General features: G+C 75.3%; 12 protein-coding genes and 1 pseudogene. 4 read left to right on the forward strand and 9 right to left on the reverse strand.

The features are described from left to right. The first annotated feature begins 81 nt into the window (after nucleotides 1–81). From ACFQS1_RS02210 to ACFQS1_RS02220, 3 genes are read left to right on the forward strand one after another with little or no spacing between them, the layout of a single operon-like run. Nucleotides 82–1,059, forward strand: a complete 978-nt coding sequence (locus tag ACFQS1_RS02210) for a DNA topoisomerase IB (protein WP_378964631.1) — start codon at nucleotides 82–84, stop codon at nucleotides 1,057–1,059. 14 nt (nucleotides 1,060–1,073) lie between these two features. Continuing rightward, nucleotides 1,074–2,288, forward strand: coding sequence for a PP2C family protein-serine/threonine phosphatase (locus ACFQS1_RS02215; RefSeq protein WP_378964196.1), 1,215 nt, complete (start codon nucleotides 1,074–1,076; stop codon nucleotides 2,286–2,288). Between the two features lie 51 nt (nucleotides 2,289–2,339). Further along, nucleotides 2,340–2,870: a DUF6328 family protein gene (locus tag ACFQS1_RS02220; protein ID WP_378964197.1), complete on the forward strand. Its 531-nt coding sequence runs from the start codon at nucleotides 2,340–2,342 to the stop codon at nucleotides 2,868–2,870. Here ACFQS1_RS02220 and ACFQS1_RS02225 read toward each other — a convergent pair. The 9 genes and pseudogenes from ACFQS1_RS02225 to ACFQS1_RS02265 form a co-directional block, all read right to left on the reverse strand. Next, entirely contained in the window at nucleotides 2,867–3,826 is a 960-nt protein-coding gene (locus tag ACFQS1_RS02225; protein WP_378964198.1) for a glycosyltransferase family 9 protein, read from the reverse strand. The two genes, ACFQS1_RS02220 and ACFQS1_RS02225, sit on opposite strands and share 4 nt — an antisense overlap. Continuing rightward, on the reverse strand, nucleotides 3,823–4,503 hold the full coding sequence (locus tag ACFQS1_RS02230) for an SDR family oxidoreductase (RefSeq protein ID WP_378964199.1): 681 nt from the start codon (nucleotides 4,501–4,503) through the stop codon (nucleotides 3,823–3,825). The genes ACFQS1_RS02225 and ACFQS1_RS02230 overlap by 4 nt, the downstream gene beginning before the upstream one ends. 14 nt (nucleotides 4,504–4,517) lie before the next feature. After that, nucleotides 4,518–5,906, reverse strand: a complete 1,389-nt coding sequence (locus ACFQS1_RS02235; protein WP_378964633.1) for a PfkB family carbohydrate kinase — start codon at nucleotides 5,904–5,906, stop codon at nucleotides 4,518–4,520. Nucleotides 5,907–5,933: 27 nt separating this feature from the next. After that, nucleotides 5,934–6,488, reverse strand: a pseudogene (locus tag ACFQS1_RS02240) (D-sedoheptulose-7-phosphate isomerase); the annotation flags it as partial. Next, nucleotides 6,488–7,693, reverse strand: a complete 1,206-nt coding sequence (locus tag ACFQS1_RS02245; protein ID WP_378964201.1) for a glycosyltransferase — start codon at nucleotides 7,691–7,693, stop codon at nucleotides 6,488–6,490. The gene ACFQS1_RS02245 and the pseudogene ACFQS1_RS02240, both read right to left, overlap by 1 nt. After that, nucleotides 7,678–8,604 (reverse strand): glycosyltransferase, encoded by a 927-nt coding sequence (locus tag ACFQS1_RS02250; protein ID WP_378964202.1) that lies wholly within the window; start codon nucleotides 8,602–8,604, stop codon nucleotides 7,678–7,680. The genes ACFQS1_RS02245 and ACFQS1_RS02250 overlap by 16 nt, the downstream gene beginning before the upstream one ends. Beyond that, entirely contained in the window at nucleotides 8,601–10,310 is a 1,710-nt protein-coding gene (locus ACFQS1_RS02255; RefSeq protein WP_378964203.1) for an HAD-IIIA family hydrolase, read from the reverse strand. Before ACFQS1_RS02255 ends, ACFQS1_RS02250 begins: the two co-directional genes overlap by 4 nt. Continuing rightward, nucleotides 10,307–11,329 (reverse strand): glycosyltransferase family 2 protein, encoded by a 1,023-nt coding sequence (locus ACFQS1_RS02260; RefSeq protein WP_378964204.1) that lies wholly within the window; start codon nucleotides 11,327–11,329, stop codon nucleotides 10,307–10,309. The genes ACFQS1_RS02255 and ACFQS1_RS02260 overlap by 4 nt, the downstream gene beginning before the upstream one ends. Next, nucleotides 11,326–12,954 (reverse strand): carbamoyltransferase family protein, encoded by a 1,629-nt coding sequence (locus tag ACFQS1_RS02265; protein WP_378964205.1) that lies wholly within the window; start codon nucleotides 12,952–12,954, stop codon nucleotides 11,326–11,328. The genes ACFQS1_RS02260 and ACFQS1_RS02265 overlap by 4 nt, the downstream gene beginning before the upstream one ends. Before the next feature lie 132 nt (nucleotides 12,955–13,086). Between ACFQS1_RS02265 and ACFQS1_RS02270 the strand changes: the two genes are divergently transcribed. Then, entirely contained in the window at nucleotides 13,087–14,493 is a 1,407-nt protein-coding gene (locus ACFQS1_RS02270; protein WP_378964634.1) for an aldehyde dehydrogenase family protein, read from the forward strand. Nucleotides 14,494–15,331 lie beyond the last annotated feature (838 nt).

Raw genomic sequence — 15,331 nt, forward strand, 5'->3', positions numbered from 1 at the left:
TTCACGGCCGCCAATCAGGTTTGCCGACTTCGATGCCGGGGCATCCCCTCGGCCCCTGGAATGGTGCTGGAGGAACCCGTGGTGCGGCTGCGGCGCAGCGATCTGACCAGACCCGGTCTCACCCGCCGCCGGTCCGGTCGCGGTTTCACGTACCTCGACGCCGGCGGCGCCCGGATCGCCGACGCCGCCACGATCAAGCGGATCAAAGGGCTGGTCATCCCGCCGGCCTGGCGGGACGTGTGGATCTCGCCGGATCCACGCGGGCACATCCAGGCCACCGGCATCGACGACGCGGGCCGCAAGCAGTACCTCTACCACCCGGACTGGCGCGCCGGCCGCGACGAGCAGAAGTTCCGGCGGGTACGCGAGATCGCCGGCCGGCTGCCGCGCGTGCGCCGCCGCCTGCAGGCCGACCTCACCACCGGCCGCGGCCTGACCCGCGAGCGCGTGCTCGCCGCCGTCGTCAGCATCCTCGACCTGGGCATGTTCCGGATCGGCAGCGACGAGTACGCCGCCCGGGACGAGGACCCGTCCTTCGGGCTGTCCACCCTGCGCGCCTCGCACGTACGGACCCGGGGCGGCTGTGCGCTGCTGCGATTCCCGGGCAAGGCGGGGGTCGAGCACAGCGGCACGGTCGACGACGGCGAGGTGTGCGCCGTGCTGACCGCGCTCAAGAGGCGACGCCGGGGCGACGAACGTTTGTTCGCCTTCTGGGATCCACACACCCGGACGTGGCACGATGTCGACGCCGGGATGATCAACGACTATCTTCAGGACGTCAGCGGGCAGCGCATGACTGCCAAGGACTTCCGCACGTGGCACGGCACCGTCAAGGCGGCCGTGACGCTCGCCGAGGCCGGCCCGCAACCGACCGAGGCGAAGCGTAAGAAGGTCGTGGCCCACGCCATGAAGGAGGTGGCCGGGTTGCTCGGCAACACGCCGGCGGTGGCTCGCGCGTCGTATGTGGATCCGCGGGTCATCGATCGTTACGAGAAGGGTGAGACGGTCGCGCGCGACACCGAGCAGGCGGTGCGCGACCTTCTCGCGGACGAATCCTGAGTAGGTTGTTCTCCATGGGCCTGGACAGCAAGCGGAACGGCGAGCGCCTGCGCCGGCTCGAGGCGATCACCGACGCCACGCTGTCCCGGCTGGACGCCTCCGATCTCCTCGACGAGCTGCTGGAACGCGTGCGCGATCTGCTCGGCGCCGACACGGCGGCGATCCTGCTGCTGGACCCGCACTCCCGGCAGCTGGTCGCCACCGCGGCCAAGGGCCTGGAGGAGGAGATACGCCAGGGCGTCCGCGTCCCGGTCGGGCGAGGCTTCGCCGGCCGGGTGGCGCAGACCGGCCGGCCGGTGGTGGTCGCCGAGGTGACGGCCGAGGACGTGGTCAACCCGATCCTGCTGGAGAAGGGCATCCGCTCCCTGCTCGGCGTGCCGATCCTCGCGGCCGGGGAGGTGGTCGGGGTCCTGCACGTCGGCATGCTCAGCCCGTACGAGTTCGGCGCCGACGACATCCAGCTGCTCGAGCTGGCCGCCGACCGGGCCGGCACCGCCGGGCAGATCCGCGGCCAGAAGCTCGAGCAGGCCGCGGCGCTCGCCCTGCAGCGCAGCCTGCTGCCGGGCACGCTGCCCCGGGTGCCGGGCGTCGAGCTCGCCGCCCGCTACGTGCCCGGTCACGATTTCGGCATCGGCGGCGACTGGTACGACGTGTTCACGCTGCCCTCGGGCTGGCTCGGCGTGGTGATCGGCGACGTCTCCGGGCACGGCCTGGCCTCCGCGGTCGTGATGGGCCGGGTGCGCAGCGCGCTGCGGGCGTACACGCTGATCACCGACGACCCGGCCGAGGCGCTCAGCCTGCTCGACCGCAAGGTGCGGCACTTCGAGGCGGGCAGCCTCACCACCGCGCTGTACGCCATGATCTCACCGGACCGCGGCACCGTCCGGGTCTCCACGGCCGGGCATCCGCCGCCGGTGCTGGCCCTGCCGGGCGCGCGGGCCACGGTGATGCGGCTGCCGGCCGACCCGCCGCTCGGCGTCGACATCCAGCACCGCCCGCGGCGTACTGCCACCGTCGAGCTGCCGCCCGGAGCGGCGCTGGTGTGCTATACCGACGGCCTGGTGGAGCGGCGCGGCGAGGTCATCGACGAGGGGGTGGAGCGGCTCATCGACGTGGTCAAGGCCGCGCCGGCCGAGGCGCTCTGCGCCGGCATCATGGCGACCATGGGCCTCGAGCGTCCCACCGACGACGTGGCGCTGCTCGTGGTGCGGCGTTTCGACGACCGCTGACGCGGCCGCCCGGCGGCGTTTCGATGATCGTTGAAGTGGGCACCCAGCGGCATGGCCCCCGAGAAACGCCGCGTCCGGTATGAGGACGAGAAGAAGCGCTGGGACCGCAACTTCGCCGACCTGCTGCAGGAGCTGCGGGTCGCGCAGACCGGTATCCAGATCCTGTTCGCGTTCCTGCTGACCCTGCCGTTCAGCAACGGCTTCCCGCGCACCACCGCGTTCCAGAAGGACGTGTACATCGTCGCGCTGCTGGCCGCCGCCGCCTCCACCGCGATGATCATCTCGCCGGTCGCGTTCCACCGCGCGCTGTTCCGCCAGGGCCGCAAGCCCGAGCTCGTCCGCTACGCGCACCGGATGGCCACCGGCGGCCTCGCGTTCCTGCTGGTCGCGATGGTCAGCAGCGTCTTCCTGGTCGTCGACTTCATCCTCAGCATGCCGATGGCGCTGTTGCTGGGCGGCCTCACCGCGGTCTTCTTCCTGACCTTCTGGGCCGGCATCCCGTGGTACCGGCACAACTGGATCGACGAGGAGGACGAGGAAGAGGACGAGGAGGCCACCGGCGACGAGCAGCCGCGTTCCTAGGCCGGCCGCGCGATTCCCGGCGGAGCCGAACGGACGGCCGCGACGCCGGTCACCTCCGCCGCGGCCTCGAGCACCTCGTGCTCGCCGACGGCGAGCAGGGCGGGATGCACGCCGGGGCCGGGCCGGTCGCCCGGCTCGCTCTGGGTGCCGTGCCAGATCGCGCGGTGGTACGGGCGGTCCGGCGGCCCCCAGCGCGCCGGCGACATCGGCCCGAACAGCGTGACCGACGGCGTCGCGTACGCGGTGGCCAGGTGCGCGATCCCGGTGTCGCCGCTGATCACCAGGCGGGCGTGGGCGACCAGCGCGGCGAGCTCGCCCAGGCCGGTGAACGGCAGCGCGGACGCGGGCAGGCCGGCGCGCCGGGCCACCCGTACGCGCAAATCTCGCTCGGAAGCGGAACCGGTGATCACGACCCGGTGTCCCGCCTCGCCGAGATGGCGCGCGACGGCCGCGAAGCGGTCGGCCGGCCAGCGACGCGCCGGGACCTTCGCGCCCGGATGGACGATCGTCACGCCGCGCGGCGCCGGCAGATCCGGCACCGCCAGCGCGAGGTCGCTCTCGTCGCAGGTCACCCCGTGCCGGCACAGCAGCCGGCACCAGCGCCGGACCTCGTGCTCCTCCTCCCGCCACGGCGGGCCGTCGAGGTGGCCGGCGTCCGCGTTGGCGAAGGCCCACAGCGTCTCCGGGGCGGCGGCGCGCAGCAGGCGGTGCGATTCGGGCCCGCGCCCGTGCAGGTTGACCGCCAGCCGCGGCCGCTCGATGTCCCAGCGGCGCGGCGTGAGCCCGTCGGTCGGCACGATCCGGCCGACGCCGCCGATCAGGTCGATCAGCGGCGTCAGCCAGGCCGGGGCGGCCAGCGCCAGGGGCTCGCCGGGGAAGGCGGCCCGCAGACCGCGCAGGGCGGGCACGGCGGTGGCGAGGTCGCCGACGCCGAGCGCGCGAAGGGCGAGGATCACGGGTACGAGGTCTCCCGCTCGGACGCGACGACCAGCTCCCGGATCGAGCAGCCGGGCGGCTGGCTCAGCGCGAACACCACCGCCGCGGCGGTGTCGGCCGGCTCGTTGAGCGAGGCGTCCGGCCCGGGCTTGTACTGCTCGTCGCGGTCGTCGAAGAAGCGCGTGCGCATGCCGCCGGGGATGAGCAGGGTGACGTTGACCCGGCCGGCCAGCTCGGCGGCGAGCGAGCGGGTGAAGCCGACCACCCCGAACTTGGCGGCGCAGTACGCGGTGGCGTCGCCGACCGCCTTGACGCCCAGCGTGGACGCGACGGTGACGATGCTGCCGTGGGTCTCCTCGAGCGTGGGCAGCGCGGCCCGCACGACGGCGGCGGTGGCGAGCAGGTCGACGGTGACGATCCGCTCCCACACCTCGGCCGGGATGTCCGCGAGCGCCCCGGGGACATCGAAGCCGGCCGCGGTGACCACGCCGTCGATCCGGCCGCCGGCCAGCGCGATGGCGCGCCGGGTGGCGTCCTCGGCGGCGCGCGTGTCGCTCAGGTCGCACTCGATCCAGTCGAGGCCGTCGGCGGGCCGCTGCCGATCGACGATCACGGGGCGGCCGCCCTCCTTGCGGACGGCGTCGGCGACGGCGGCGCCGAGGCCGCTCGATCCGCCGGTGATCAGCACTGCGTCCATGGTTGTCCCTCCCATTACGAGCCGCTCCGGGCGGCGGCGATGGTCCTGGTGGTGGAACGGCCGTCCAGGTACGGCACGATCACGGTCTGCCCGCCCCAATGCGCGACCAGCTCGGACTCGGGCAACTCGGGCCCGCCGTCGGCGTAGTCGCCGCCCTTGACCCAGACGTCGGGCCGCAGCCAGGACAGCACGGCCTCGGGGGTGGGCTCGTCGAAGACGACGACGGCGTCGACGCAGTCGAGGGCCGCGAGCAGGCGGGCCCGGTCGGCCTGGGCGGTGAGCGGGCGGCCGGGGCCCTTGAGTCCGCGGACCGACTCGTCGCTGTTGAGGCAGACGACCAGGCAGTCGCCCAGCCGGCGGGCGGCGCGCAGGGTGGCCAGGTGGCCGGCGTGCAGCAGGTCGAAGCAGCCGCCGGTGGCGACGACGACGCCGCCCCGGGCGCGGACCTCGGTGACCAGCGCCCCGGCCTGGTCGGCGCCGACCCGCTCGGGCCCGCTCACCGCCGGGGACGCCGGCATCGCGCCGAGCGCTGCGGGCAGCCCGCCGGCCACGAAGGCCGTGGCCGCCCGGACCGCTTCCTGCACCGCCTCGGAGACCAGCGCGCCGTCGGCCAGGGCCAGCGCCGCGGCGACGGCGAACCGGTCGCCCGCGCCGCAGGTGTCGCCGCTCGCCTCCGCCGGGGCCGGCACCACCAGCGGGGTCGGCCCGGAATGGCAGAGCACCGCGCCGCCGGGGCCGCAGGTCACCGCGACCGCGGCGGCCCGCCAGCGCCGGCGCAGCAGGTGGCCGGCCCGCTGGGCGGTGGTGAGGGTGGCGCCGTCGCCGGCGTCGCCGGACAGCTTGCACACCTCGGCGAGGTTGGGCGTGACCAGCCGGGCGTCCGGGACCGGGGCCGGGCCACGCGGATGCGGGTCCCACACCACCGGCGCGGCGGAGGCCTCGATCGCGGCGCGCAGGGCCGGGTGCCGGGCGACGCCACGGCCGTAGTCGCTGACCAGAATGGCCTTGGCATCGCGCAGCGCGTCCAGCGCGGCCGGCGGGGCATCGCCCGGGGGCACCGGGTCGCCACCCCGGTCGAGGCGCAGCAGGACCTGCCCGCCGGAGCGCAGCCGCACCTTCTCGGGGGTCGCCCCGGGCAGCGGCAGGGCGTAGAGCTCGACGCCGGCCGCGGTGAGCATCTCGCTGAGCCGCGCCCCGCCGGCGTCCGAGGACAGCGCCGTGACCAGCGCGACCTCGTGCCCGTCGGCGGCGGCGAGCAGGGCGGCCAGGCCGGCGCCGCCGGGCCGCTCGTGGACCCGTTCCTCGTCGAGCACCGGGGCGGGCGCGTCCGGGGCGATCCGCCGGACCGCCCCCTCGACGTCCCGGTCGAGCAGGGTGTCCCCCACTATCACCAGCCTCTTCATCGTCCTCCCCTTCAGCGGTTCGGTCCCCAGGGCAAGATCAACGTGTTCGCACATCACGTGCACCGCCACCAGATGCAGCTCCTGCACGACCTGGCTCTCCGGCGACGGGCAGCGCAGCACCTCGTCGCAGGCGTCGCCGACCGGGCTGGGCCCGGCGCCGGTCATCGCCCAGGTGCGCAACCCGCACTCGCGGGCCGCCCGCACCGCCGCGACCAGGTTCGGGCTGCGGCCGCTGGTGGAAAGCACGAGCAGCACGTCGCCGGGGCGGCCGTGCGCCCGCACCTGGCGGGCGAAGACCTCGTCGTACCCGTAGTCGTTGCTGATCGCGGTCACCGCCGACGAGTCCGCGGTGAGCGCGATCGCGGAGAGCGGCCGGCGATCCTCGCGGAGCTTGCCGGTCAGCTCGGCCGCCAGGTGCTGGGCCTCGGCCGCGCTGCCGCCGTTGCCGGCGACCAGCAGGCGGCCGCCCCCGCCGAGGTGCCGGGCGAGCTCGGCGCCCCAGCCGGCCAGCCGGGCCCCGACGGTGGGGAACTCGCCGATCGCGGCGGACAGCGCGGTGAGGTGCTGTTCCAGCGGATCCATCAGGCGATCGCCCCCGTGGGGGCGGCCGCCACCGTGGTGTAGACGCCGGCCAGGCGGCGGGCGATCCGCGGCCACGAGTACGACTGGACGGCCCGGTCGTGCGCGGCCGCGCCGTACGAGATGCGCCGGGTGTCGTCGGCCAGCAGGCGGCGCAGGGTGCGGGCCAGCCCGGTCACGTCGCGGGGTGCGACCAGGTCGCCGGTGACGCCGTCGACGACCGTGTCGACCAGGCCGCCGACCGCCGAGGCCACCACCGGCACGCCGCAGGCCATCGCCTCGAGCACGGTCAGGCCGAACGGCTCGTACCACGGGGTGGCGGCCAGCAGGTCGGCCGAGCGGTACCAGGCCGGCATCTCCTGGGCGGGCACGGCGCCGACCAGGCGGACCCGGTCCTCGACGCGGCACTTGCGGGCGAGGGCGCCGAGCCGGCACGCGTACGGGTCGCGCGCGAGGTCGCCGTCCGGCGGCCCGCCCACCACAACCAGCTCGGCCCGCGGCACCTTGGGCAGGGCCCGGATCAGGTCCTCGACCCCCTTGCGCTCGACCAGCCGGGCCACGGTCAGGATCCGCTGCCGGCCGGGCTCGCGCGGCACGGCCGGCCCGGCCGGCGCGAAGCGATCGGTGTTCACGCCCGACGGCACCATCGCCATCCGGGTGCGCGGGACGCCCATCCGGACCAGCTCGGCGACCTCGTCCTGGCACTGCACGACCACCCGGTCGACGGCCCGCCCGAGCGCCCGCTCGTAGCCGATGCGCTGCGCCGGGCTGGTGTCGGCGGCGCCCTGGTAGCGGCGCTTCACCGAGCCGAGCGCGTGGTACGTCTGCAGCACCGGCACCCCGAGATCGCGCGCCGCGGTGACCGTGGCCAGCCCGCTCATCCAGAAGTGCGCGTGCGCCACGTCCGGCTTCCAGGTGTCGCGCCAGTCCGCGGACAGCCACTCGGCGAACGCGCCCATGTGCGGCAGCAGCTCGTCCTTGGGCAGCGGCGCGGCCGGCCCGGCCGGCACGTGCACCACCTCGACGCCGTCGCCCAGCGGGACCGCCTCGGGCAGCTCCGCGTCCCGCCGGGTGTAGACCCGTACCTCGTGCCCGTCCGCGGCCAGCGCGGCCGACAGCTCGGCGACGTGGGTGTTCTGCCCGCCCGCGTCCACGCCCCCGAGCGTGGCGAGCGGGCTGGCGTGCTCCGAGATCATCGCGATGCGCATGTCTCCTCCTCCAGCAGCCGGTCCCAGTCCGCGAGGAACCGGTCGAGGCCGTAACGGGTCAGTGCCACCTGGCGGGCGCGCTCGCCCAGCCGCCGGGCGGCGGCGGGCTCCTCGAGCAGCCACCGGGCAGCCTCGGCCAGCACGCTCACGTCGGTGGAGAGCACGCCGGCGTCCGGCGGGACCGCCTCGATGGCCTCGGTGGTGGCCAGGCCGATCACCGGCATGCCCATCTGCATGGCCTCGATGAGGCTCAGCCCGAGCGAGGTCCAGCGGCACAGGTGCAGGTAGGCGCCGCGGCGCGCGACCTCGGCGTGCATCGCGCGCTGCGGCGGGTCGTCATGGGCGGCGATCCGGTCGCCGGCCAGGCCGGCCACGCCCATGCCGTACACATCGAGCGGCGCCACCGCCGCGAACCGGCCGAACAGGTCGGTCCCGGTGACCCGGCCGCGGCGGATCGGCTCGTTGGTGACCACGGCGAGCCGGGGCAACTCGCCGGTCCAGCGCGGCTCCGGCTCGACGACGCCGTGCTCGATGACCGTGGTGCGGGTGCTCCCGCAGTCCCAGAACAGCTCGTTGAAGTGGGTCACGTGGACGACCAGGACGCCGTCCCGGTCGGCCATCGGATGCCGGGTGTTCGGCACGTCCCCCTTCGGGGTGTTGTGCTCGACGTAGATGATCGGGACCCGGGGTGGGACGAGCGCAAGCTCCTCGGGGCGCTGCACGATGGCGACGTCGGGGTCACGGATCGCGGCCAGGGGCCGTTCCTCCACGGTCGGCGGCCAGTCGTAGGTCTGCGCGCGGCCCCGGCCCCAACTGTCGCGGGCCTCGTTGACCGGGATCAGGTACTGGTGCTTGCCCTGGACGAACGCCGTCGTCCAGGAGCCGTGCACATGCCAGAGCATGATTCTCACGCGGCAACCTCGCGCTCGGTGGGGGGCCGGGCGCCGAGCACACGTACGGCGTCGAGCACCGCGGCCGGGTCGATAGTGGACAGACACGGGTGTCCCGGGACCGGGCAGGTGATGGCCCGGGAGTCCCGGCAGGGGGCGTCCGGGACGCCGAGGCGCACCACCGGAACGCGGTAGGGACCCCACCGTCCGAAAGGGACAGTGGGCGCATAGAGACTGACCACCGGGGTGCCGGCGGCGGCCGCCAGGTGGGCCGGCCCGGTGTTGGCGACGACCAGGCAGGACGCCCCGGCGATCAGCCCGGCCATGGCCGCGAGCGAGCCGGGCGCGGTCCAGCGGGCGCCGGCGCCGGCCACCTGCGCGGCCAGCAGCTCCTCCCCTGGGCCGGCGGTGACCACCACGTCGTGGCCCGCCTCGGCGAGCGCGTCGACGACGGCCCGCAATGTCGCGGGCGGGCAGGCGCGGGCCGCGGCGGCCGTTCCCGGATGAACGACGACGTAATCCCCCCGGCCGGTTGCTCCCGGGCCGATTGCTCCGAGGCCGGCCGCGCTCGTGCCGGCCGCGCTCGTGCCGGGCCCGCTCGTGCCGGCCGCGCTCGTGCCGGGCCCGCTCATGCCTGGCCCGCTCATGCCTGGCCCGCTCGTGCCGGTTGCTCCGCGGGCGGCGGCCAGGCGCAGGGCGCCGTCGTCGCCGACCGGCAGGGCGAAACCGGCGGCCGCGGCCAGGCTGCGGGCACGTTCGGGTTCGGGCAGGTCATCGGGTACGCGGTGGCGCACGTCCAGCAGGGAACCGGGGTAGTCCTCGCTGATCGCGCTGATCCGGCCGACCCCGGCCAGGCGCAGCAGCAGCGCCAGCGGCAGCGGCGACTGGTGGAACGAGGTGAAGATGACCGCCTCGTCGGCCCCGATCCGCTCGATCCGGGTGACGAGCGCCGCCATGCCGGCCGGGTCGACCGGGTCCGGGTGCGCGTCGATCCACGGCAGGCCCCACTCGACGATCTCGTCGACGCCCGGCAGCAGCTCGGCGGCGGCCCGGCCGCGCGGTCCGCAGAGCAGCACCACCCGCCCGGCGCCGGCCGCGACGGCGCGGATGGCCGGCCCGGTGACCAGCACATCGCCGGCGGAGTCGGAGCGGACCACGAGGACCGTGCCGGCCGGGCCCGGGCGCGGCGCCGGTCGGACGAGGTCCTCCCGCACCAGGATCCGGTCGGCCGCGCCGGCCAGGGTCGGCTCGACGGCCGGGGCGGCGGCGACCTCGGCGGGCAGGGTCACCGGGGTGGGCACCAGGATGCCGGAGGCGCCGGCCGCGAGGGCGGCGCCCATGTCCCGGCCGATGTCGCCGACCACCACGCACCGCGCCGGGGTGGTGCCGAGGGCGCCGGCGGCCGCGGTGACCAGGCCCGGGGCGGGCTTACGGCAGGCGCAGCCGGCGGTGTCGCCGTGCGGGCAGACCTGCCAGGTGCCGAACGGGCCGAGCAGCTCCTCGACGCGGCGGTGGACGGCGTCGAGCTGCTCGCGGGTGAAGTGGCCGCGGGCCAGCCCCGACTGGTTGGTGACCACCCCGAGGCGCAGGCCGGCGGCGCGCAGCCGGTCGAGGGCGGCGCGGGCGCCGGGCATCGGGACGACCTTCGCCGGGTCGCCGTTGTAGGGAACGTCGACGATGAGCGTGCCGTCCCGGTCGAAGAGGACAGCGTCGAAGAGCCGGCTCATCGGCCCGCCTCCGCGCGCGCACGGTCCCCCGCCGAGCGCTCACCGCCCACGGTGATGACCGGGATCGGGCGGGCGGCGCGCCAGCGCCACCAGCCGCGCAGCCAGTGCGCGACGGCCAGCGGCGGGATGACGACGCTGGTGGCGAGCATCGTGGCCACCTCGCGGGGGTCGCGCGGGCCGGGCGCGATGCGAGCGGCCGCGAACTCGGCGGTTCCGGCCGCCCAGCCCGCGGCGGCGAGCCCGGCCGCGCCCACCCAGCCCCGATGGCCGGTGGCCAGGGCGGCCGCGCCGCATGCCAGCGCCGCCAGCCCGGCCGCGGCGATCACCGCGTGCCGGGGGCGCCTTCCCTCCGGGACGTCCAGCAGCGCGCGCCACCGCGGCCCGTACAGGCGGCGGAGCAGGGCGTCGTCGGCGTTGCCGCGCTGGGTCCGCACGCTGACCCACGGGCCTTCGGGCCGGACCGGGTGGGTGACCCGCCGCCGGCCGCGACGCAGGGACCAGCCGCCCCGCCGTACGCGAAAGGCAAGCTCGGCGTCCTCGCGGAAAGCCCGCGGCAGACGCTCGTCGAAGCCGCCGGCGCGCGCCAGCGCGACCCGGCGGTAGGCCATGTCGGCGGTGATCCACTCGCCGGTGGCCAGGCCGGCCGTCACCCGCTCCCAGTCGGTCGGGCGGCGATCCGGCGGCAGCGGCACGATCAGCCGGCCCTGCACGCCGCCCACCTCCTCGGGCGCCGCGGCCAGGTCCTCGGCTAGGTGGTCGAGCCAGCCGGGCTCGGGCACCACGTCGTCGTCGAGGAACGCGACCCACTCGCTCTCGGCGGTCTGCCAGCCCAGGTTGCGGGCCGCGGCCGGGCCGCGCGCCGGACCCGGCAGCACGGTGACCCAGCCGGGCACGCCGAGTTCCGCCGACCGGTCCCGCCGGTCGTCCACGACCAGCACGTCGGCCGGCCGGTCCAGCGCCGCCAGCAGCCGCGCCAGGCTGGGACGGCCGACCGTGGGGATGACGATCGTGCAGCTCATGCCCCGAACGCCCGTCTGCGGTGCACCGCGAACGGACCCATCGCCAGCAGGTCGACGGGCGCCGAGCCGAACAGCTCCATCGCCTCGCGCGGAGTGTCCACCATAGGCCGGCCCGCCGTGTTGAGCGAGGTGTTGACCACGACCGGCAGGCCCGTGCGGCGGTCGAACTCGGCCAGCATCTCGGCCACCAGCGGCTCGGTCTCGGCGTGCACGGTCTGCACCCGGGCGGTGCCGTCCACATGGGTGACCGCCGGGATGCGGTCGCGCCACTCGGGCTTCACCCGGTGCACGAAGAGCATGTACGGGCTCGGGCAGACGCCCTCGAAGATCTCGGCGAACCGCTCGGCGCGCACCATCGGCGCGATCGGGCGGAACTGCTCGCGGCCCTTCACGTCGTTCATCCGCCGCTGGGTGTCCTGGTCGCCGGGGTGGGCCAGCAGCGAGCGGTGACCGAGCGCGCGCGGGCCGTACTCGGAGCGGCCCTGGTACCAGGCGACGATCCCGTTGCCGGCCAGCACCTTCGCGGCCTCGGCGGCGATCGACGCGGGCCGCTCGTAGGGCAGCGCGGCCCGGCGCAGCTCGGCCTCCAGCTCGTCGTCGCTCCACCCGCGACCCAGCGCCGCCGTGGTGAAGACGCTGGGCTCGCCGGTGAGCGCCAGGGCGGCGCCGAGCGCGGTGCCCGAGTCACCGGCCGCGGGCTGCACCCACACCCGCTCGAAGGGGCCCTCGGCGGCGATGCGGGCGTTCGCGACGCAGTTCAGCGCGGTGCCGCCGGCCATGGTCAGCGTGGCCGGCCCGCCGGCCGCGTCGTAGGTCCAGCGGGCCAGGTCGAGCATGACCTCCTCGAGCCGGGTCTGCACGCTGGACGCCAGGTCGGCGTGCGCCTCGGTGAGCTCGCCGTCGGCCGGGCGCGGCTTGGTCAGCGCGGTCCAGTCGATCCGCTCGACGGTGAAGCCGCCGTCGCCGGTGGGCCGCACCAGCTCGCGGAACAGGTCGAGGAACCGCGGCCGGCCGTACGAGGCGAGCGCCATCACCTTGTACTCGTCGCTGGAGTGCAGGAAGCCCAGGTGGCGGGTCAGCTCCTCGTAGAGCAGGCCGAGCGAGTGCGGCAGCTCCTGGGTGCGCAGCACGGTCAGCTCGCCGCCGCGATAGACGCCGGCCAGGTGGCTGGCCACCTCGCCGCGGCCGTCCAGCACCAGCACCGCGTTGTCCTCGGCGACCGACATCCCGGCCGAGGCCGCGTGGGCGACGTGATGCGGCACGAACCGCACCCGGTCGGGGTCGAGGCCGGGCAGCGCGGTGGCCAGGAACTGCGGCGCCCGGCGGGCGTAGTCGACGCGCATGTGGTCGGACGGGTCGGCCACGCCGAGCTCGCCGAGGTCCCGGGTCAGGCCCGGGTCGAAGGAGTACGCGACCGCGTCGACCTCGCCCGGCTTCAGGCCGGCCTCGCTCAGGCACCAGGCCGCCGCCAGCTCGGGCAGCTCCCACGCCGCGAACGGAACCGGTCGCTTGCCGTGCTTGCGCCGGCTGAACCGCTCCTCCTCCGCGGCGGCCACCACGCGACCGTCGACGATCAGCGCCGCCGCCGGGTCGTGGAAGATCGCATTGATTCCCAGAACTCGCATGGACGGCGGTTACCCCTCGATCACCAACCTAGTCGTGGTGATCATCGACTTCTCGGGAAAAACTTCGGATCGCGCTGACCTGCACTGATGACAATCGCGTTTGGTTCGGCCGCTTTGGGGCAACCGGCGACCATGCTCGAAGTCGAACAACTTCTCGCCGGCCACTGGTCCGTCGGCGGCGGCGATCGTGAATTGACGGTTGTCAATCCAGCGGACGACGCGCCGGTGACCCGGGTCGTCTGCTCGGCCCCCGACGACGTGACCGCGGCGGTCCGGGCCGCACGCGCCGCGGCGCCCGGATGGGCCGCAGTGTCCGCCGCCGACCGGGCCGCCGCGCTGCAGGCGGCCGCCGCCACGGTCGAGGCCTCCGCGGCGACGCTGGCGGAGACCATGGCGGCCGAGATGGGCAAGCCGGTCGGCGAGGCCCGGGACACGATCGCCGCCGGCACGGCCACGCTGCGGCAGTACGCCGAGCTCGGACCGGTCCACCGTGGCCGCACCCTGGCCGGCCACCTCGAGGCGATCGACCTGATGACTTACGAGCCGCGCGGCGTGGTCGCCGTCATCACGCCGTGGAACGACCCGGTCGCGGTCGCGTGCGGCCTGCTCGGAGCCGCTCTGGTCACCGGCAACACCGTCGTGCACAAGCCCAGCGAGCGCACCCCCGGCACCGGCTGGCACCTGGCCCGGCTCCTCGCGCCCCACTTCCCCGACGGCGTGCTCAACCTGGTCAACGGCGACGGCCCGGTGGGCGCGGCGCTGGCCGCCGCGCCCGTCGATGTGGTGGCCCACGTCGGCTCGACGGTCACCGGCCGCGCGATCGCCGCCGCTTGCGCCCGGACCGGCGCGAAGGCCCTGCTCGAGAACGGCGGCTGCGACCCCCTGATCGTCGACGCCGGCGTGGATCCGCAATGGGCGGCTTCGCAGGCCGCGCTCGGGGCTTTCGCGAACTCCGGCCAGATCTGCGTCTCCGTCGAGCGCATCTACGCGCACCGCTCGGTGGCCGCGTCCTTCCTGGACGCCCTGGCCGAGGAGGCGAACGCTTGGCAGCCACGGATCGGTCCGCTGGTCGACCGTCGCCTGCGCGACACGGTGGACGAGCAGGTGCAGCAGGCGCTCAAGGCGGGCGCGTCGGCCCTCTGTGGCGGCGCGGCTCCGGCCGGCCCGGGCGCCTGGTACCCGCCGACCGTCCTCACCGACTGCACCGACGACATGGCGGTGATGCGGGAGGAGACGTTCGGCCCGGTCGCGCCGGTCGCGGTGGTGTCGTCGTTCGACGAGGCCCTGAGCCGGGCGAGCGACTCACCCTATGGGCTGGCGGCTTCGGTGCTGACCGGCTCGATGAGCCATGCGCAGCGGGCGTGGCGCTCGCTCCCGGCCGGCACCGTCAAAATCAACGCGGTCTTCGGCGGGGCTCCGGGCGGTGCGGCCCATCCGCGCCGTTCGAGCGGGCAGGGTTTCGGGTACGGGCCGGAGCTGCTCGACGAGATGACGGCCACCAAGGTCGTCCACGTGTCCGCCCCACCCACCGGCTGGTGAATCCGGCTCGCGTTCCTCGCCTTGCCGTGGCCCCGGCCCCGTTCCGGCTGGGCGCGCTGGGTTGCCATCGCCCCGGCCCCGTTCCGGCTGGGCGCGCTGGGTTGCCATCGCCCCGGCCCCGTTCCGGCTGGGTGCGCTGGGTTGCCATGGCCCCGGCCCTGTTCCGGCTGGGTGCGCTGGGTTGCCATGGCCCGGGTCGCGGCCGGTCACGCTGATTGCGGCCGGTTCCGCGAGATGGGTCGGTGCGCTGGGTTGCCATGGCCCGGGTCGTGGCCGGGTACGCCGGGCGCGGCCCGTTGCGGTTGGGCGACGGCGCGCTTCTCATGATTCGGCGGCAGCTTCCGGATGCTGGGCGCCGTCCCGGATAGTGGCGCCCGCTCCCGCATTCCGGCAAGATCATCCGCATCCTGAGAGGCACCCTCGCGCGAGAGCACGATTTACCGGATATATCCGGCGGCGTGGCTCGGGGCGCGGCGCGGCCTGATGAGTTGCTGTCAGCTTCCGACGCCAACTCATCAAGATCGCGGCGACGCGAGGCGCAACGGGCTGCACCCAGCGCGGCCGGCCTCGACCCGCGCCATGGCAACCCACCGTGACCAGCCACCTCGCGGAACCGGCCGCAACCAGCGCGCCCGCCCACGACCCGGGCCATGGCAACCAGCGTGACCAGCCGCCTTGCGGAACCGGCCGCAACCAGCGCGCCCAGCCACGACCCGCGCCATGGCAACCCACCGTGACCAGCCACCTCGCGGAACCGGCCGCAACCAGCGCGCCCGCCCACGACCCGGGCCATGGCAACCAGCGTGACCAGCCGCCTTGCGGAACCGGCCGCAACCAG

The sequence above is a fragment of the Paractinoplanes rhizophilus genome, from assembly GCF_042664765.1.
Taxonomy (GTDB): Bacteria; Actinomycetota; Actinomycetes; order Mycobacteriales; family Micromonosporaceae; genus Actinoplanes; species Actinoplanes rhizophilus.